15 protein-coding genes and 6 pseudogenes are annotated in these 16,610 nt (G+C 60.0%); 13 read left to right on the forward strand and 8 right to left on the reverse strand.

Going from position 1 to position 16,610, the window contains the following annotated elements; genetic code table 11:
- Positions 1-116: 116 nt before the first annotated feature.
- The 3 genes from QN219_RS32880 to QN219_RS32890 all read right to left on the reverse strand — a co-directional run bounded on the left by QN219_RS32880 (position 117) and on the right by QN219_RS32890 (position 2,558).
- The gene (locus QN219_RS32880) at positions 117-407 is read right to left on the reverse strand and encodes a XapX domain-containing protein (protein WP_284004615.1); all 291 of its coding nucleotides are present in this window, start codon (positions 405-407) and stop codon (positions 117-119) included.
- Between the two features lie 86 nt (positions 408-493).
- Positions 494-1,144, reverse strand: coding sequence for a hydrolase (locus QN219_RS32885; RefSeq protein WP_284004629.1), 651 nt, complete (start codon positions 1,142-1,144; stop codon positions 494-496).
- Positions 1,145-1,856: 712 nt separating this feature from the next.
- Positions 1,857-2,558 (reverse strand): GlxA family transcriptional regulator, encoded by a 702-nt coding sequence (locus tag QN219_RS32890; RefSeq protein WP_284004616.1) that lies wholly within the window; start codon positions 2,556-2,558, stop codon positions 1,857-1,859.
- A gap of 224 nt (positions 2,559-2,782) precedes the next feature.
- On the opposite strand from QN219_RS32890, the gene QN219_RS32895 reads away from it, so the two are divergent.
- Positions 2,783-6,043, forward strand: coding sequence for a PAS domain S-box protein (locus QN219_RS32895; protein ID WP_284004617.1), 3,261 nt, complete (start codon positions 2,783-2,785; stop codon positions 6,041-6,043).
- A gap of 44 nt (positions 6,044-6,087) precedes the next feature.
- Here QN219_RS32895 and QN219_RS32900 read toward each other — a convergent pair whose 3' ends face one another.
- On the reverse strand, positions 6,088-6,492 hold the full coding sequence (locus QN219_RS32900; protein WP_284004630.1) for a response regulator transcription factor: 405 nt from the start codon (positions 6,490-6,492) through the stop codon (positions 6,088-6,090).
- Positions 6,493-6,982: 490 nt separating this feature from the next.
- On the opposite strand from QN219_RS32900, the gene QN219_RS32905 reads away from it, so the two are divergent.
- Positions 6,983-7,618, forward strand: coding sequence for a response regulator transcription factor (locus QN219_RS32905; RefSeq protein WP_284004618.1), 636 nt, complete (start codon positions 6,983-6,985; stop codon positions 7,616-7,618).
- A 552-nt stretch (positions 7,619-8,170) separates the two neighbouring features.
- On the opposite strand, the gene QN219_RS32910 is transcribed toward QN219_RS32905, so the two are convergent.
- On the reverse strand, positions 8,171-8,521 hold the full coding sequence (locus QN219_RS32910; RefSeq protein ID WP_284004619.1) for a hypothetical protein: 351 nt from the start codon (positions 8,519-8,521) through the stop codon (positions 8,171-8,173).
- Positions 8,522-9,257: 736 nt separating this feature from the next.
- On the opposite strand from QN219_RS32910, the pseudogene QN219_RS34455 reads away from it, so the two are divergent.
- A pseudogene (locus QN219_RS34455) lies at positions 9,258-9,624 on the forward strand (transposase family protein); the annotation flags it as partial.
- Positions 9,625-9,657: 33 nt separating this feature from the next.
- Here the strand turns inward: QN219_RS34455 and QN219_RS32920 are convergent.
- Positions 9,658-9,813 (reverse strand): annotated as a pseudogene (locus QN219_RS32920) (ISL3 family transposase); the annotation flags it as partial.
- A 9-nt stretch (positions 9,814-9,822) separates the two neighbouring features.
- Between QN219_RS32920 and QN219_RS32925 the strand changes: the two are divergent.
- Entirely contained in the window at positions 9,823-10,119 is a 297-nt protein-coding gene (locus QN219_RS32925) for a hypothetical protein (protein ID WP_284004632.1), read from the forward strand.
- Between the two features lie 98 nt (positions 10,120-10,217).
- Here QN219_RS32925 and QN219_RS34460 read toward each other — a convergent pair.
- A pseudogene (locus tag QN219_RS34460) lies at positions 10,218-11,089 on the reverse strand (LysR substrate-binding domain-containing protein).
- A gap of 90 nt (positions 11,090-11,179) precedes the next feature.
- On the opposite strand from QN219_RS34460, the gene QN219_RS32940 reads away from it, so the two are divergent.
- The 3 genes and pseudogenes from QN219_RS32940 to QN219_RS32950 form a co-directional block, all read left to right on the forward strand.
- On the forward strand, positions 11,180-12,265 hold the full coding sequence (locus QN219_RS32940) for an alpha/beta fold hydrolase (protein ID WP_405052312.1): 1,086 nt from the start codon (positions 11,180-11,182) through the stop codon (positions 12,263-12,265).
- Between the two features lie 5 nt (positions 12,266-12,270).
- Positions 12,271-12,639, forward strand: a complete 369-nt coding sequence (locus tag QN219_RS32945; protein WP_284004622.1) for a hypothetical protein — start codon at positions 12,271-12,273, stop codon at positions 12,637-12,639.
- Positions 12,614-13,006, forward strand: a pseudogene (locus tag QN219_RS32950) (two-component sensor histidine kinase); the annotation flags it as partial. The gene QN219_RS32945 and the pseudogene QN219_RS32950, both read left to right, overlap by 26 nt.
- Before the next feature lie 35 nt (positions 13,007-13,041).
- Here the strand turns inward: QN219_RS32950 and QN219_RS32955 are convergent.
- Entirely contained in the window at positions 13,042-13,806 is a 765-nt protein-coding gene (locus QN219_RS32955; protein ID WP_284004623.1) for an Rrf2 family transcriptional regulator, read from the reverse strand.
- 14 nt (positions 13,807-13,820) lie between these two features.
- On the opposite strand from QN219_RS32955, the gene QN219_RS32960 reads away from it, so the two are divergent.
- The 6 genes and pseudogenes from QN219_RS32960 to QN219_RS32985 all read left to right on the forward strand — a co-directional run bounded on the left by QN219_RS32960 (position 13,821) and on the right by QN219_RS32985 (position 16,553).
- Complete coding sequence (locus QN219_RS32960) at positions 13,821-14,237, forward strand: cupin domain-containing protein (protein WP_284004625.1); 417 nt, start codon at positions 13,821-13,823, stop codon at positions 14,235-14,237.
- Between the two features lie 20 nt (positions 14,238-14,257).
- Positions 14,258-14,743, forward strand: coding sequence for a carboxymuconolactone decarboxylase family protein (locus tag QN219_RS32965; protein ID WP_284004626.1), 486 nt, complete (start codon positions 14,258-14,260; stop codon positions 14,741-14,743).
- A gap of 117 nt (positions 14,744-14,860) precedes the next feature.
- Positions 14,861-15,208, forward strand: a pseudogene (gene msrB, locus QN219_RS32970) (peptide-methionine (R)-S-oxide reductase).
- A 15-nt stretch (positions 15,209-15,223) separates the two neighbouring features.
- Positions 15,224-15,358: pseudogene (locus tag QN219_RS32975) on the forward strand (peptide-methionine (S)-S-oxide reductase); the annotation flags it as partial.
- Positions 15,359-15,513: 155 nt separating this feature from the next.
- Complete coding sequence (locus tag QN219_RS32980) at positions 15,514-16,266, forward strand: adenylate/guanylate cyclase domain-containing protein (RefSeq protein ID WP_284004627.1); 753 nt, start codon at positions 15,514-15,516, stop codon at positions 16,264-16,266.
- Positions 16,263-16,553, forward strand: coding sequence for a hypothetical protein (locus QN219_RS32985; protein WP_284004628.1), 291 nt, complete (start codon positions 16,263-16,265; stop codon positions 16,551-16,553). The genes QN219_RS32980 and QN219_RS32985 overlap by 4 nt, the downstream gene beginning before the upstream one ends.
- Positions 16,554-16,610: the final 57 nt, after the last annotated feature.

The raw sequence follows: 16,610 nt of genomic DNA on the forward strand, positions 1-16,610 counted from the left end.
GGCGCTCATTGGCTTGTCTCCTGATATCGAAGCGGAATCGGCGGCGCGCGCCGGCGAAAACAGGTTGGGGAGCGCGAGGGCTGAGGCTGCTCCCAGAAACCCGCGGCGCGTCGGCATTAGCTGATCTCCCGTGTCGGCGCCCGGTCGGGCACGCCAGCATGATCATGATCGGCCCCGGTCGGCAGTTCCCCAAAGACGTGCGGGATGCAGCGGCTGCTGAACCAGGACACCGTGACCGGATTGCCTGACATCAGGCGCTTGACGAGCGGCACCGCCTGTTCGCCTACGAGGATCCCCAAGAGCCCTACCAGTGCGATCACCGGCGGAGCCGGCGAGCGAACGTTGAGCAGGCTGTAGATGACACCGACGAGCAGGCCGGCCCCGAGCGAGAGGAGATACATCTTCATCGTCAATTCCTTTTCACGGATTGCGGTCGCCGCTCCGACCGCAAGCGCGCGGCCGGAGCGATGCTGGACGGATCACTCAGTGGATGTCAGTGTCCTTCGGACGCGCCGAACATGGTCTTGGCATAGATGATGCCGAGGCCATAGGCGCCACCGAACTTCTTGGCGATGCCGGTCGTCATGTCGTAAGTCTCGGTGCGCGCCCAGTCGCGCTGCAGCTCGAGCATGTACTGGAGCGATGTCATCGGCCGGACGCCGGCCTGTACCATGCGGTCCATGGCGCGCTCGTGCGCCTCGTCCGACACGTCGCCACAAGCGTCTGCGATCGCATAGACCTCGAAGCCTTGATCGAGCGCCGACAGGGTCGGACCGACAATGCAGACGGATGTCCACAGGCCACAGAAGACGAGGCGCTTCTTACCGATGCGGTTGATCTCGTCAACCACGGCCGCATCTTCCCAGGTGTTCATCGAGGTGCGGTCGAGAAGCGGCTGTCCTGGGAAGGCATCGGTAATCTCGGCGAACATGGGACCGGAGAAGCTCTTTTCCGCGACCGTCGTCAGGATCGTGGGGACCTTGAAACCGGCAGCCGCATTGGCGACCAGCGCCGCATTGTTGCGCAGTTGCACAGCGTCGATCGACTTTGTCGCAAACGACATTTGCGATTGGAAGTCGATCATGATCAGCGCGTGGTCCTTGGGCGAGACGAGAAGATTGCCGGGGGTTGGTGTTGCGTTCAACGTCATGGTACTGGCCTCTTTCTGTTGGTTGCCGATGTTCGCCACTATGCCGAGGATGAGGGCGCGATTCTTGGAGCCAACGACGGAGTTTTGGACGTTTTAATTGCCGCTAAAGCTGAAGCCGATGCAGGATCACGTGCCTGCGCTGAGCCACTGAGAGACGCTTCAACCCGTGCGTGACGCCCTCGAGGCTCTCGTGGAGTGGAACTGCTCGTCATTGTCGAGCCCTGCTCAGGAATGCCGGCTACGTCTTCAGGCACCGGGGACACTGCCCATCGTCTGCACGAACGCACCTGCGAAGCGGCTTGGTCGGAGACGCCGGAGAGGCTAGCGACCTCGCTCAACGGGGTGTGTGAGAGCTGCAGCAAATCAACGGCCTCCGATGGGATGTTGCTGCAACCATCGATGCGGCGTTTTCGCGGAGTGCCCGGAGAAAAGGCAGCCGCCACGCAGGTGCTCGGAGCCGCGATGACCTCGCCGCATCATCGCCGCGACCGGCATAACCTTCCTGAACGAAACTCATGCGCTCTGAACGATGTGGGCCGATGGCGAGATTAGGACAGAGACTCCTTATGGAGCCGTGCCTGACAGAGCGGTCGCCCATGACATCTAAAGGCAAACGTCACGTTTTGGTGCACCACGGCCGTTGCAGCCGAGTTGACCGGGCGACCGCTTTCCACCCGAAGCAGCCACTCGCTCAACGGGAGAACAATCAGCTTCGACGCATGTCTCCGTGTTTGTGCTCCAGTGTTCTGCGCAAGGAACCAAATCGTAGTCGATAGTGCCCAGGTGTCAGGCTCGTCTCACGGCGGAACAGGCGGCCGAAGAAGCTCGCATCCTCGTAGCCAACTTCGTTGGCGACGGCCTCGATCGGCAAATCGGTGGTCTCCAGCATCTGCTTGGCTTCCTCGAGACGTAGTGCATGCACATAGTTGAGGGGAGTCATGCCTGCGGCCTTGGTGAAGCGCCGGATGAAGGAGCGTTCCGGAAGGCCGGAAAGTGCTACCATCGCGGCGACCGGAGTATGAGTCTTGTAGTTCATTGCCAGCCAGTGCTGGCATTTGTTGATCACGACATCGGCTGTCTGCCGGAGACTCACGAGCGACGCGAACGGCTGCTGTCCCATGTCATGCCATTGCAGCATGTAGACCTTGGCGACTTCCATTGCTTCCTTCAAACCGACAAACCTCGCGATCAGATACAGTGCGAGGTCCTGCCAGCTCGATCCGCCCCCCGCCATGACGATGCGCTGCGCTTCGCCGCTCAGCACGAGAGACCGATCCACTCTCACCCGGACGCCGGGATAGTTGTGGGTGAGCGTCGCGACGTAGCCCCAGTGGATTGTCGCATCACAATTGACGAGCAGCCCGGCTTCGCCGAGCAACACCGCGCCTGAACAGGCGCTGGCCAACATCGCGCCATCCTCATGCGACCGCTTCAGCCATCTCGCTTTAGGTTCATACTGTCCAGTGACGCGTTCGCCCGGGGAACGCGTCACTGATGGTTGCCACTCAGAGACGTTATTTGAACGGGAGATCGACCCTTTTGCGGTCCTGCGGGGAAGTTGACCCCTCGCCTTCAGAGAGGAATCAAACAGCCGCCCCATACCTATCGCCTCTAACCCGCGCCAACAGCTTCATGCGGTTCAACGGCCACTCGGCCAGTGAGCCGCCGATTGCGGGCGCCCATCCAAGGGAGCAATATAAGCAATACAGAAAATTACCTGATTGTCTGGGGAAGTCGGCGATCATGCTACGGCACCGTTTAATCTTCCCGGTCGCCGGCATCGTTCTCGTTCTGAGCCTTGTCCTAACCGGTTTATGGATCTGGACGGGAAACGTCATTGTCTCGGTCATGTCCGAGCGCCTGATCCGAGAGGCGACGCAAGCTGTGCGTCGCGACGTCGGTCATTTGGTGCGCGGTGCCGACAAAGCGGTGTCCCGGTTGGCCAACGGCCTTGTTCGTCATGACCTACCGCTCGACGACCCACATGCTGTCGCACAAGAGCTCTATGGATTGCTCGCTGAGGAACGAGATGTCGACTGGCTATTTTTCGGCAACGAGGCTGGCGGGCTCGTTTCGATCGGGCGATTGGCAGATTCACGCAACGTCTTTCTGATGACCGATGAATTTCGCGCCGGCGTCGTGCGCGAGTTCGAAGCCTTACCAAGCGGCAGGATCGGTCGTTTGCGGAAGTCGGAAGGCGCGTTCGATTCACGCCAGAGGATCTGGTACGCGCAGGCGAGGAAGACGGGCGAACGCTACTGGACCGAGCCCTATCTCGGTGCAGCCGAGCCGATCCTCGGCATCTCGCTCTCTGCCCCGGTGTTCGACAAGGGTGGCAGATTCGTCGGCGTGTGCGGGATCGACCTCATCCTGACTCAGCTTTCCAGGTTCTTGCAGACGCTCGAAATCGGCGACAACGGGCGGGCCTTCATTATCGATGCCACCGGACATTTGATTGGCGCGTCGGGAGGGGTGTCGCCCGTCACGATCGGTGCGGATGGCGGGCATCTGCGCCTGCAGGCATCAGGGGCCACCGATCCCATCGTTCGCGAAACCGCCCGCTACCTCACGCGCCACCCTGGCGTCGCCGGCTCCTCGTCGCCAGGCCCGCGCGTGTTTTCTTTCACTGGTCCCGGGAGCGGCAGGATCTATGCCGCGGTCGATAACGCTGAGGGACCCGGCGCACTTGAGTGGACCATAATCTCGGCGGTGCCAGCTTCGGATTTTCTGAAACCTGTGTATCGCGCAGCCTATCTCTCGATTAGCGTCGGCGCGGCCATCGTTGCCGCCTTTGTCATGCTCGGACTCGGGCTGGTCGGACGCACGTTGCGGCCGCTGACTGCTCTGACGCAAGCGGCGCACGCGATTGCAAAGGGGGATTGGCGTGTGGTACCCGAGGTTCGGCAAAACGATGAAGTCGGCCTGCTTGCGCAAGCGTTCACGCTCATGACTTCGCGTCTCAAGGAGACTCTGGAGGGCCTACGGCGAAGCGAGGCCAACTTCGCAGAAGCCCAACGCGTCGCCCATGTCGGCTATTGGGAACGTGACCTCGACACAGACTATCTGACCTGGTCAGACGAGACGTACCGCATCTTTGGGCTGACGCCGCGCGCAAGCGCCGTGGTCAGTCTAGCCGAAGCGGTTGAGCGGATACATCCGGAGGATCGGACCATTTGGAGCCAGGTCGCGGCGAAGGCTTTGCATGGCGAATCACGGTACGAATTGGAGTACCGCATCGTCCGGCCCAGCGGCGAGATGCGCATCGTCCACAGCCAGGGCGATCTGACAAGGGATGCGTCGGGCAGGCCGCGCAGCATGTTCGGAACAATCCAGGACATTACCGAGCGCAAGCGGGTGGAAGAGGCGTTGCGGGACAGCGAGGAACAGTGGAGAGCCGTATTCGAGAACAATCCGACGATGTACTTCATGGTGGACGCCGCAGGCGCCATCGTGTCTGTCAATCCCTTTGGGGCGGAACAGCTCGGCTACACAGTCGGCGAACTGATCGGCCGCCCCGTACAGGACGTCTTTTACGAGGCGGACCGAGAGACCGTTCAGAGGCATGCGGCTGAGTGCCTCGACCATCTCGGCCGAGCCATGAGCTGGGAGCTGCGCAAGATTCGCAAGGACGGCTCGATGCTATGGGTCCGCGAGACGGCCAGAGCGATGGTGATCAAGAAGCGACCAGTCATCCTGATCGTGTGCGAGGACATCACCGAGCGTAAGCGGGCGGAAGAAGCGGCCCGGCGCAGCGAAGACGAGCTTCGCGAGGTGATCGAGACAGTTCCGGCCATGGTATGGACCGCCCTCCCCGGCGGCCGTGTCGATTTCATCAATCGACGCTGGCAGGAGTTTACCGGCTTGTCCCTCAACGGAACATCAGGAGCGAGCTGGGAGCCCGAAGCCCGATTTCACCCCGAAGACCTCGAGCAGTATTTGTCCAAGTGGCGTGCTTCCCTGGCCACGGGGCACCCTTTCGAGGCTGAGGTGCGGATTCGTCGCGCGGCTGACGGCGAATATCGCTGGTGGTTTGAAAGTGCGATTCCATTGCGCGATGAGCACGGAAACATTCTCAAATGGTACGGATTTCTCGTCGACATTGAGGACCGCAAGCGGGCCGAAGAGGCGCTGCAGAAGGCGCAGGCCGAGCTCGCGCACGTCACGCGCGTCACGACGATGGGCGCGCTGACCTCCTCCATCGCGCACGAGGTTAACCAGCCGCTGGCCGCCGTGGTCACCAACGCCAACGCGGCCCTGCGCTGGCTCGCCAGCGAGCCCCCCAACATCGATGAGGCGCGGGAGACGCTGGCGCGTATCGTCCGCGACGGGCACCGGGCTGGCGAGGTGATCGGCCGGGTGCGCGCGCTCCTTAAAAAGACTGCCACCGTCACAACGCAGGTGGACCTGAACGGGCTCATCGAAGATTCGGTAGCTCTCGTCCACGGGGAGGTGCGCCGCCATCGAATTCAGTTGCGGACCGAGCTGGCGCAAGACCTCCCGCCGATTGCGGGTGACCGGGTGCAGTTGCAGCAGGTGATCCTGAACTTGGTGATGAACGGCATCGAGACCATGAAAAACGTGGCCGACCGGCCACGCGAGCTGCTGATCAGATCACGGGCCGACCCATCCCGGGCCGTGCTGGTCGCAGTCCAGGACACCGGCGTGGGGCTCGAGCCGCAGAGTGTGGAGCGGGTGTTCGAAGCGTTTTACACGACGAAAGCGGAAGGTCTGGGCATGGGCTTGGCCATCTGCCGGTCGATCATCGAGGCGCACGGGGGGCGGCTGTGGGCCAGGGCGATTGAGCCTTCGGGAGCTGTTTTCCTATTCACCCTGCCTCCAGGCCGGGACGACGGCGCTCCCGGTGAGCACGCCAGCGAAATGCCGTCCGTGTGATGTGGCGGCTTCCAGCGACACCTTCTGGCTCATCCCGGTCTGCATCAGCGACCGTCATCAACCGTTTCGCCGTCGCTACCGCGAGCCAGGGCAGAACGGATACACTTCAGCAGATCCTGCTCGCCAAACGGTTTTTCGAGATAGCCGACAATGTCCGGACCCAACCCGCGCCCGCGCAGATTGTCGTTCGGATAGGCAGTGATGAAAACGGTCGGAATGCTCTCGCCCAACGCAACGAGGCGGCGATGCAGATCGAGCCCACTCATCCCGGGCATATGGATGTCCGTTACGAGACAAGCCGTGCGGCCGAGATGGGGGAATTTCAGGAAATCATCGGCGGAGGAGAACGCCTCGGCGTCAAATCCCAATGACCTCATGAGTCCCTTGGTGGCCTCGCGCATCGAGTGGTCATCATCGACGATCGCTATCAGAGGCTTCTTGGTTGGCACTGCTGCCTCCAAAATTCGCGATAAGCGTCCTGCAGAAATCCAGCGTTGTGGTGCGGCTGGCAACATACATCAGCATTCGAGGGCGACAAAGGCAGAGGAAGCTATACGGTGGTATAGATCCTTTTAGATTCGGTTGCTGCGTTGGCACGCGCTCGATCACAGCGCCTACAGCGCCGCGCGTCTTTTCAGACGCGCAAAGGACGCTGTAGCACTTTGAATTGCTGCATGTTCTTGTCCTTTAATCGGTTACGATTAAAGGCGACATGCAGTAGGACGCGCAACGCTATAAGCCCCTCGTAATTGGCCTTGTGAGTGAAGCAATTAGGGGGCATTCTCATGTGCGAGGAAGCTTCGTTTTCGGTAATGCTGAGGAGAGAGCGGGAGTGTTCTCGTTGCGTCATCGGCGCTCTGCCGATTGGGCTGCCCCCGATCCTCGCGGGCACAGCCGATTCGCGTCTGCAGGGGCCGGTTCCCTTGTGAGGCGCCGAGAATGACCGCGGCACCAGCAACCATCATCGTCATCGATGATGATGGGGCGATCCGCGAGGCGCTTGGCAGTCTGCTACGATCTGTCGGCTTTGAAGTCAAACTTCTCGCATCGGTCAGCGACTTCCTCAAGTCCGGGCGACCCGATGGGCCGACCTGCCTCGTGCTCGATGTCCGACTGCCGGGACAGAGCGGTCTTGATCTTCAGCGAGAATTATCGCGGTTAAACATTCAACTCCCGATCGTCTTCATTACCGGACATGGCGACATTCCCATGTCCGTCCAAGCGATGAAGGGGGGCGCGATCGAGTTCCTGACGAAACCGTTCCGCGACCAGGATCTGCTCGACGCCGTTCACGTCGGACTGGCGCGAGACCGTATGTGGCTTGACAATGAAAAGGCCCTGGCGACCTTGCGTGCGAGTTTCGACAGCCTGACCCCCCGGGAGCGGGAGGTGATGGCTTTGGTGGTGACTGGACGGCTGAACAAACAGATAGCAGCCGATCTGGGCGTCAGCGAAATTACCGTGAAGGTTCACCGCAGCCAGGTCATGCAGAAGATGCATGCCAAGTCCTTGCCCGAACTCGCCCGCATGGCGGACAAGCTGATGCTCGCGCCAGGAAAGCCGCAACACTCATAGGTTCGCATAAGAGTACTTCAACCTGCGTATAGGTTATTCCCTCCTCTGCGGTGCTCGATCCGTCCTCCCGCTCAATAGGCATGCCGGCAGCGTACTGTTATCGTCAGGGCAAATCTTCCCGTGGGCCATATTATTCAAATCAGGCCCTCCTTAAGCCCCTTCCGATTCCGGGAGGGGCTTTTTTTGCCGGCGAGACATGCGCTGGCACGGAACATGACGAGAGGGTGAGGAATTACAGTCTTCCATGCTGCCCGGCACCAGACGTTCGAGCTACTGCATGTATCCTAAAATCGTTGCCGATCAAGGATACAAACATGCAGCCCTTCAAAAGCTAAAAGCGAAAGTGGGGAAGTCTCGCTCGACCGCGCAGATCACCAGGGACAGGACGGCCTTGGCGGAGACCAATAGCCGAAGATCGCATTGCGGAGAAGCCGGACACTGCCATCAAGGGCATCAATACGGTCGTGACCGAGCGGCAGGTATCGGAACCAAGCTCGATGATGCTCAAGCGCAGGGGCGGATAGGCCTTCGGAGGTCGCCGGTCGCCTCGCCTTAATGTATGGTCACGGAATGCTCCCAAAGGCGAAACTCCTCAAAGTCCTCCACAAGGCGGACAAGCTCGAGCGAGTAGAACGAAAGACCGAACAGCGTCCCAGTCACGAACAGCGTAAAGGCGGATGTCCGGGCGTGCAAAGCGTGCCCCCTGCGGGGCACAATCGTTTCCCGCGGCATGACGGAAAACGTCATCAAATGTGCCTCCGAGGCATTATTCGGTCCTGATGGATAGTCTGGGGGCATCTGGAGCGGATGGCCTGGTACCATGGTCCAGCCTTCCGATATGCGCCGAGAGAACAGCTGCAATGGGACCAGATCGATTTCAATGCGGTTGAGTTCCTGTGTCATGGTGACAACCCTCAGAAGGAACGCGGCGGAACGAAGAGGCAAACAGTGCGGCCGGTGGGCTCTCCGGCCACCGTGCATTGGTGAAACTGCCCGTCCGGGCTGTTCCTGATGCGGGTATCCCGTGGCGTAATGAGTTCCCCGGTGAGCTTGATGACATAGCCTCGAGAGCCTTCGAGAACCGCTTGATCTCGGATTTCGCGGCAATCCATCCCGCTGCAGCACGAAAACGGATATGTCCACCCGTTCGGCCGCGCCGCCGTTGGCGTCGCATCATGTGCCGCTACCGGAGCAGCGATTACAACTGCAAAGAGGATGGCAGCTAGCCTGCTCATGTTCCGAACCTCGGCGGTGAATTGAATAGAGACAGCTTCGAAGCTTTCTCTTCGATCGAGTTTTGGCCTCTGCATCATTTGACGCGGCTCCACCTTTCGCAGCGTCGCACGATCCATTCTCGGCGCTTGGGGGGACGGTCCTCCGGGAGGATGTACGCTCAACATAGCAACACACTCCACAACCTGACTATTGATCGGGAGGAAGGATCGAACACCAACAAGGGGGGGATGAGCTATACGGCGGTCTAGGTGCTTTTATCCGGGATTACGCAGCGAAACCGACCAAGACAACACCGGTTTCATGGCCTCCACCCGATCTCCTGGTGTCGCTTTGCATTTAATTGGGGTCTTCCTCAATTTGTGTAGTTCACTGGCCGTTAGACATGATGCCGCTATGAGCGGGTATGCAAACGAAAACGAAATGGTCGCCCGGCGCAGGGGCAAAAGTCCTGAGTGTCGCGCTCACAGATGATGGTGGTTGGGTTGTTTCCGCTGCCGGACCAGCTTTCGGCATTTGCCCTGATTGCGGACCCGAAAATCGGCATGGCTGGTCTAACCGAAGCCTTCAAGATCTGCCGGTCCAGGGCAAGACCGTAACGGTGAAGCTTCGGTTGAGCCGCTGGCGGTGCGCACATCAAAAATGTGAACGACAAACATTCACCGACCGACTGCCGACGATTGCTTCCCCTTATGCGCGTAGGACGAGGAGGGTCTCCGAGATTGTCGGTCCGCTCGGCCATAGCGCCGGCGGCCGACCCGGCGAGCGCGTCGTCGCTAACCGGCATACCGAACCGTCGCATCAAGCTCGAGGATATCGACAACCGAACGGCGCTCCAGGTCGACGATCATCGTGCCGTAGCCCCACGATCGCCGCCAGCTCCAGTCATCTATGCCAACGACCCGGATCGTGGCGTCGCGATGAGAGCGCGGGGCATCCCGCTTCAGCTGCCGCAGGATCGTGCGAGAAGCATGCTGACGATCAGCCAGGCGAGAAGGGTCGATGCTTTGAAACAGGGCTCGCCTGAGTTCAATTCAATGCGCAGCCTCGCTATGCGCTTCCGCGGAATCTTTCGCAGCCGCGATCCGGGCAAGCTCGACAGCTGGATTGACGATGCCGTTAACTCGGGTTTGGTCGCAATTGAGCGGTTCGCACACGTCCTGCACCGCGAACCTGACGCCGTCTACAAAGCCATCGAACTGCCAAGAACCCGCTGTCCTCGCGCCACTGCGAAACCAACGGCATTCGCTGTGCCTGCGGTTCAATGAATTAAGTGGAACTTTCCGCTTGGCGCTCGCCTGTCCTCCGCCTTGTCGTGGCAGTTGGGGCGGCAGTGGGGGCCGGGGTTATGAAGCTGCCGTGAAATCTAATCTTCGGAGAAGACCTGCCACACGCGGCGCACGACGGGCGGCTGCGGCCTGCGCCGCGCGATCACAGCGAGAGACAGTGTCGGTAGCGTCGCGTCCTTGATCTCCGCGTAACGGGTGCCTTCAAAATCCAGACGGCGGATTGACCGGGGGAGGAGTGCCGCACCCAATCCGGCCGATACCAGCGAAAGCATGGTGAGTGCGCGGGTCGCTTCCTGGACGATCCGAACTTCGATCCCAGCTTTAGTGAAGCTGTCCATGATGCGGGCATGGAACACTGGTCCTTGAGCCGCCGGAAAGAGGATAAGTCCGAAAGCCGCAACCTGAGCCAGCCCGACACTTCCGGTTGCGCCATCGTCCGGCAGAACGGCAACGCTTGGCTCGGCCGGGAGCTCCACTAGGTCCAGCCTCTCACCTGTTCCGAACGGCGGATGAGCGAAGCCGATGTCGATCGTCCCTTCCGCCAAGCTCCCAATTGCTCGTTGGTCGAAAGTTCAAACAGTTTCGGCTGAACGGCTGGAAGCGTCTGCCTCAATCGGGCCAGACGCCGAGGCAGATGTTCGTAGAGGGCCGCCGAGACGAAGCCGATTCTGACCTCCCCAGCCGCGCCATCCTCCGCCGATCTGGCGAGCGCATAGGCGGCATCCGCGTGCAGGACTGAAGATCGGGCCTCGTCGAGAAATGCAACGCCCGCCCGTGTCAGCGTCAGGCGGCGGTTCGCCCTGTCGAACAGTCGGACGCCGAGTTCCTTTTCCAGTCGTGCGACTGACTGACTGAGGGGCGGCTGCGCCATGCCGAGCCGCTCGGCGGCGCGACCCATGTGCAGTTCGTCGGCGACGGCGAGAAAGTGGCGAAGGTGACGCAGTTCCATATCGTGACGATATCAAACTTTCTCTTATCGATCATCGATTCAGTTTCTTCTCATGGGCATTTTGTATGTGTTGCTGCCGATGGAGAGATGATGATGCGACTATCTACCCTGGTGCTGATGGGCACCACGCTGCTGACGCCCGGCGTGGCATGCGCCGCCGAGGCGACCATCGTAAGAACGGATCGCTACGTCGATCTCGTATCCGGGGAGCGTCTCTTCGTTCGCGAAGTCAGGCCCCCAGGTGGCCCGGCGAAGATCAATTCCGCCGTCCTCCTTATTCACGGCGCGCGCGTTCCCGGTCTTGCCTCATTCGATCTTCCGGTTCCGGCCGGCTCCCTTGCCGCCGACATCGCGGCCGCCGGGCATCTCGTCTACATCCTTGACCTGCGCGGCTACGGAGCCTCGAGCCGGCCGAGCGCCATGGAGCAATCTCCGTCCGCAGCCGAGGCCCTGATCCGTACCGACGATGCGGTAGCGGATATCTCGGCGGCGGTGGATGCGATCAGCGAATGGAGCGGCGACACCAAGGTCAGCATTGTGGGCTGGGCGACCGGAGGACACTGGGCTGGCGCGTTTGCGGCGAATTCTCCCCAAAGTGTCGACCGCCTGGTCGTTTACAACACGCTCTATGGCGGGGCGAGCGAGCATGAGACGCCTGGAAAGGGCACGCCTCTCGAAGATCCTCAGAAGCCGGGAAACTTCAATAGTTCGGCTTTCGGCGCCTACAGGCTCAACACGCGCGGGAGCCTTTTTACCGCGTGGGACAAAAGCATTCCGGCAAACGACAAGACGTCGTGGCGGGATGAGCGTGTCGCCGAGGCGTTTGCCGATGCGGCTCTGGCCTCGGACGAAACGTCAGCGAGCCGGCAACCGCCAAGCTTACGCTCGCCCAGCGGTGCCATGGCTGACAGCTTCGAACTGGCCATTGGCAAGCGGCAATGGGCGGCGTCGGCCCTCACCGTGCCGGTGTTGGTCATCCGCTCCGGGCGTGATTTCTGGAGCCGCCCTGAGGATGCGCAAGCCATCGTCGACGAGGCGCCACGAGCCGAACTGGTGACGATTCCCGAAGCCACACATTTCGTGCATCTCGATCGTCCGCAGGTGGGCAGGGACGCATTCCTCACCGCCGTTACACGCTTTTTGGAACCGACGCCGACACGGCCGGAAGGAGAGTGATCAGCATGAAAATGAAACTCGCAACCTTGGCGGCAATGCTGTTCCTCGCCTTCGATGTTCTTCCTGCGCTTGCGCATCATGGCTGGATCTATTTCGACACCAGCCGCGCCTTCTATCTTGAAGGTGAAGTCGTTTCGGTGCGATGGGGCAGTCCTCATCCCGAAATCGTCTTGCGACCCGTATCGACTTCGGCCGTCCCCGATCTGTCCGCCGTGAAGACGCCCGAAGCCGAGAGCGGTCTCCTGCGGACGATGCCGGCCTTGCCTGTCCCGGCAAATATTCAGGCGCTCCCCATCGATACTGCGAACTTCGTCATCGTCCTGGCTCCGCCCTCGCGGCTCGCCGACTCTCGCGAGAGCCGTCGACACGCCTGACCCGAACAGCAACACGCCGCGGCCCAGCGAGGCCGGACCAAGGGGGCCTATGCTGCTACCGGCTTCAATGCGATGCGGGATCGCATCGCGCAGTGTCTGGAAGAGCGCGTGCAAATCCTTGCTGCGATCTCGCACGATCTGTAGACCCCGATCACCCGCATGAAGCTGCGCGCCGAAATGTTCGACGAATCCGCCGAACGGGACAAGCTGCTCCAGGACCTCGGCGAAGTCGAGCGCCTCGTCGAGGAAGGCGTTGCCTATGTCCGTAGCGCCTACGGCAAGGAGGGAAGGCCTCACGCATCGATCTCGCTCGTTCCTCGAGAGCCTTGCCTATGACCATCAGGATACCGGCAAGGCCGTTACCATGGGGGCTTGCTCTCGGAAGCTGTAAAGGTGCGTTTTTTAGAGTTCTGGAGCTTTTTGCGACGTTGGAGCGCGCCGGGCGCGCCTTGGTGTGCGCGCCGCGAGCCAATCCATCACCTGTTCCCGATAGTCCGAGGGTGCCTTCTTTGCTCCCCGTCGCGCGACGCTCGCCAGTGTATGAGCCGCCAGTACATCCCTTGTCCGTTGCTCAGCCTCGAGCATGACGGCATGTATCGAGCAGACACCTTCAACGGCCCAATCAGGCGTGCCGCCAGCAAAAAGCGCACACTTCGCGCGAATGTTTTTGCATTCGAAGAGCGCTTTGCGGCCGTCCACGGCTTCGACAACTTCGAGTACAGTAATGTCTTCGGCCGGCCGCGCCAATGTGAAGCCCCCGCCGATCCCCTCTCGGGCGATAACAATGCCGGCCTTCTGCAGCTTGGTAAACAGTTTTGCGACGAACTCCGCCGGGATTTTCTGAAGAGCCGCAAGGTCGCGTGCGCTTGGCGGCTGTTCCAACTCCTCGGAGCGGCTGAGAAACACAAGGCTGTGCATTGCATATTCAACGCCTGCGCTTACGTGGGCCATGGGAAAACAATCTTTAACGCCGATAATATTGATCGGTGATAACACGAGAGGCCGTGCGCGGCAACAGACGACCGTCTTCGTGACATTGACAATCCGTACACCGAAAAGGTCATGAAAGTCCGTTGCTCCTTTACTACGATCTATGTAGTCGTAGTTACAAGTTCGGATGCCTACCCACTTGTCCGGTGTTGTTGTCGGCGGCGAACCAACCGCCATCGAGGAGAAGACCTATGTATGCTCGACCCGTCATCGGAACCGCCGTTGCCGCTCTTTCTTTACTTTGTGCCGTTCCTGTAGCGGCACACGGCCCGGCCGAGACCGTGACACCGCATTTCGAGAAGGGAATACCAAATATCCCGGGCAAGACGCTCAAGACCGTGATCGTCGAATATCCGCCAGCCGGGGAGTCGGTCGCGCACAAGCACGCGGACTCGTCTTTCATTTTCGCCTACGTCCTCTCCGGCGAGATCGAGTCGAAGGTGAATGACGAACCGGCAAAGGTCTATCGAGCTGGCCAAAGCTGGTACGAACCGCCCGCGTCCAAGCACCTCGTAAGCCGCAATGCCAGCAAAACCAAGCCTGCGAAACTCCTCGCCGTGTTTGTCCTGGACAGCGACGAAAAAACGCTGACCGCCCCCATCAAGTAACGGCTAACAAGGATAGTAAAATGAGCAAGCGCCTTGATTACAACCAGGTAGCTCCAGCAGGCGCGAAAGCCTTGGGGGGAGTCTACGGTTATATCGTCCAGAGCAGCCTTCCGGCGGCGCTGACGGAACTGGTGTATCTTCGGATTTCGCAGATCAACAACTGCGCGTACTGTTTAGATATGCACACCCGCGACCTGCTGAAAAAGGGTCAACCGGTCGAAAAGATCGCGCTCGTGCAGGCGTGGGCCGAAGCCGGCGACCTTTTCGACGAACGCGAGCGGGCCGCCCTCGCCTGGGCTGAAAGCGTGACGCGGGTGGCGGATACGGGCGTACCCGACGGAGCATACGACGCAGCGCGCGCGATATTCGACGAGCGGGAACTCGTAGACCTCACGATCGCAATCGGGCTGATGAATACCTACAATCGGATGGCCATCAGTTTCCGCAACACGCCACTCGCGGCGCTCAAAAGCCAACATTCAAGAGACATTTCGGCAGTCGACTAGAGACTTTCGGAGCCCATCTTCTTGGAAAACGGCCTGAACTTCTCTTTGCATCCCGTGCAGGAAAGCACAGGTCTCGACGGAGAATAAGCTGATGACTATGCAAGGACCGACGAAGCAATCGCGAAGCTGTCGCCCGAGCAATATCGGGGGTGACCCAGCAGAACGGCAACGAGCGTCCCTTTACCGGAGAGTACAAGGACAATAAAAGCCCCGGAATGCGGCTGGCCGAGCTTCAGCAAGCCGATTGTACATGCAAATGTCACTGAGCTACCGGATCGCTCCCACGGCATCATCCGGACCGAGATGCGTTTCAGGCACGGAGACAGCCATCTCGGACACGTGTTCCCTGACGGTTCGCGAGACAAAGGTGGACTCCGTTACTGCATCAATTCCACCTCTTTGCGCTTCATTCCTCGTGCGGAGATGGACGCCAAGGGTTACGGTCAATCTATCAACCAAGTTTAGAACATCTGAGATGACCAAAGAGCCGTACTAGCCGGTGGCTGTTTCTGGGGGATGGAGGGCATGATCCGGAAACTCCCGGGAGTCATCCACACGCGAGTAGGATATACGGGCGGAGATATCCCAAACGCAACCTACCGTAATCATGGCACCGCGGAACGCCGGCTACACCGCGGTCAAAATTTGCCCTCCGCCCCGACAGCAGATGAGCAATCGTTGCGATAGCTTCGAGTTCAAGGAACACTTTTAGCAACCCCATCCATTCGGTTAGAATGCCTGTATACCCCTGTTGCGTCCGTGGGAGGGCTATGGAGCGCAAGCTAACCGCTATAATGATGGCTGATGTGTCGGGCTATGGGCTGCTCAGCCAGGCCGATGAAGAAGGCACTCGCGTGCGCTTCCGAGCCGATCTAAGTGACATTTTTGAACAGAAAATAGTCGCACATTGCGGGCGTCTGATTAAGACCATGGGTGACGGCCTGCTCGTCGAGTTCCCGAGCGTCGTGGAGGCAGTCCGTTGCGCCGTCGAGGTCCAGCGCGCCAAATCAAACAACCGCGACCGAGACAAGCACCAGCTGGAGTTCCGCATAGGAATCAATCTCGGTGACGTCATTGTTGAAGGCGACGACATTCACGGGGATGGCGTCATCATCGCGGAGCGATTGCAGGGCTTGGCTGAACCAGGCGGAATTGTGATATCGGGAACGGCATACGATCACGTCGAAAAGCACCTCGATGTTGCCTACGTTTATCTCGGCGAGAAGCGGTTGAAGCACGTCAACAAGCCGATACGAACATACCGAATCCGGCTGGACGGGCTTAGATCCACTCCCCCCAAGGTTAAAAAAGTAGAGTCGGCCGAATATCTGCGATCGCTGCGTGCGTGCTGTTGCTGGGCGCAACTGGCGTCGGGATGTGGTGGTGGCCTTGGGACCGTCCAGTTGAAACCTCTCCAAGCCGCCAGCAGGATTTACCTCTGCCCGACAAGCCATCGATCGCGGTGCTCCCGTTTGCCAATGTCAGTGACGACCCTAAGCAGGAGTATTTTGCGGATGGTATGACCGACGGCCTCGTCACCGAGCTGGCCCAGATATCTGGGTTGTTCGTCATCGCGCGAAACTCGACGTTCAGCTACAAGGGCAAGGCGGTGTCGCCTCGGCAAGTCTCCGAGGATCTCGGAGTAAGATATATTCTCGAGGGAAGTGTGCAGCGTGCCGGAGAACAGCTTCGCATCAACGCTAAACTTATCGACTCCTTAAACGGCGGTCACGTTTGGGCCGGGAAATTCGACGGCACCCTATCCGATGGTAACCGCCCGATTGTGACCGCCTGCCGGATTGGGCCTTGATGGCCTAAGACACGTGTTTAACGACGTCGTTAGGGACGTGTCTTAGGCGAGTGTTAC

Source organism: Sinorhizobium sp. 8-89 (genome assembly GCF_030124325.1).
Classification (GTDB): Bacteria; Pseudomonadota; Alphaproteobacteria; order Rhizobiales; family Rhizobiaceae; genus Sinorhizobium.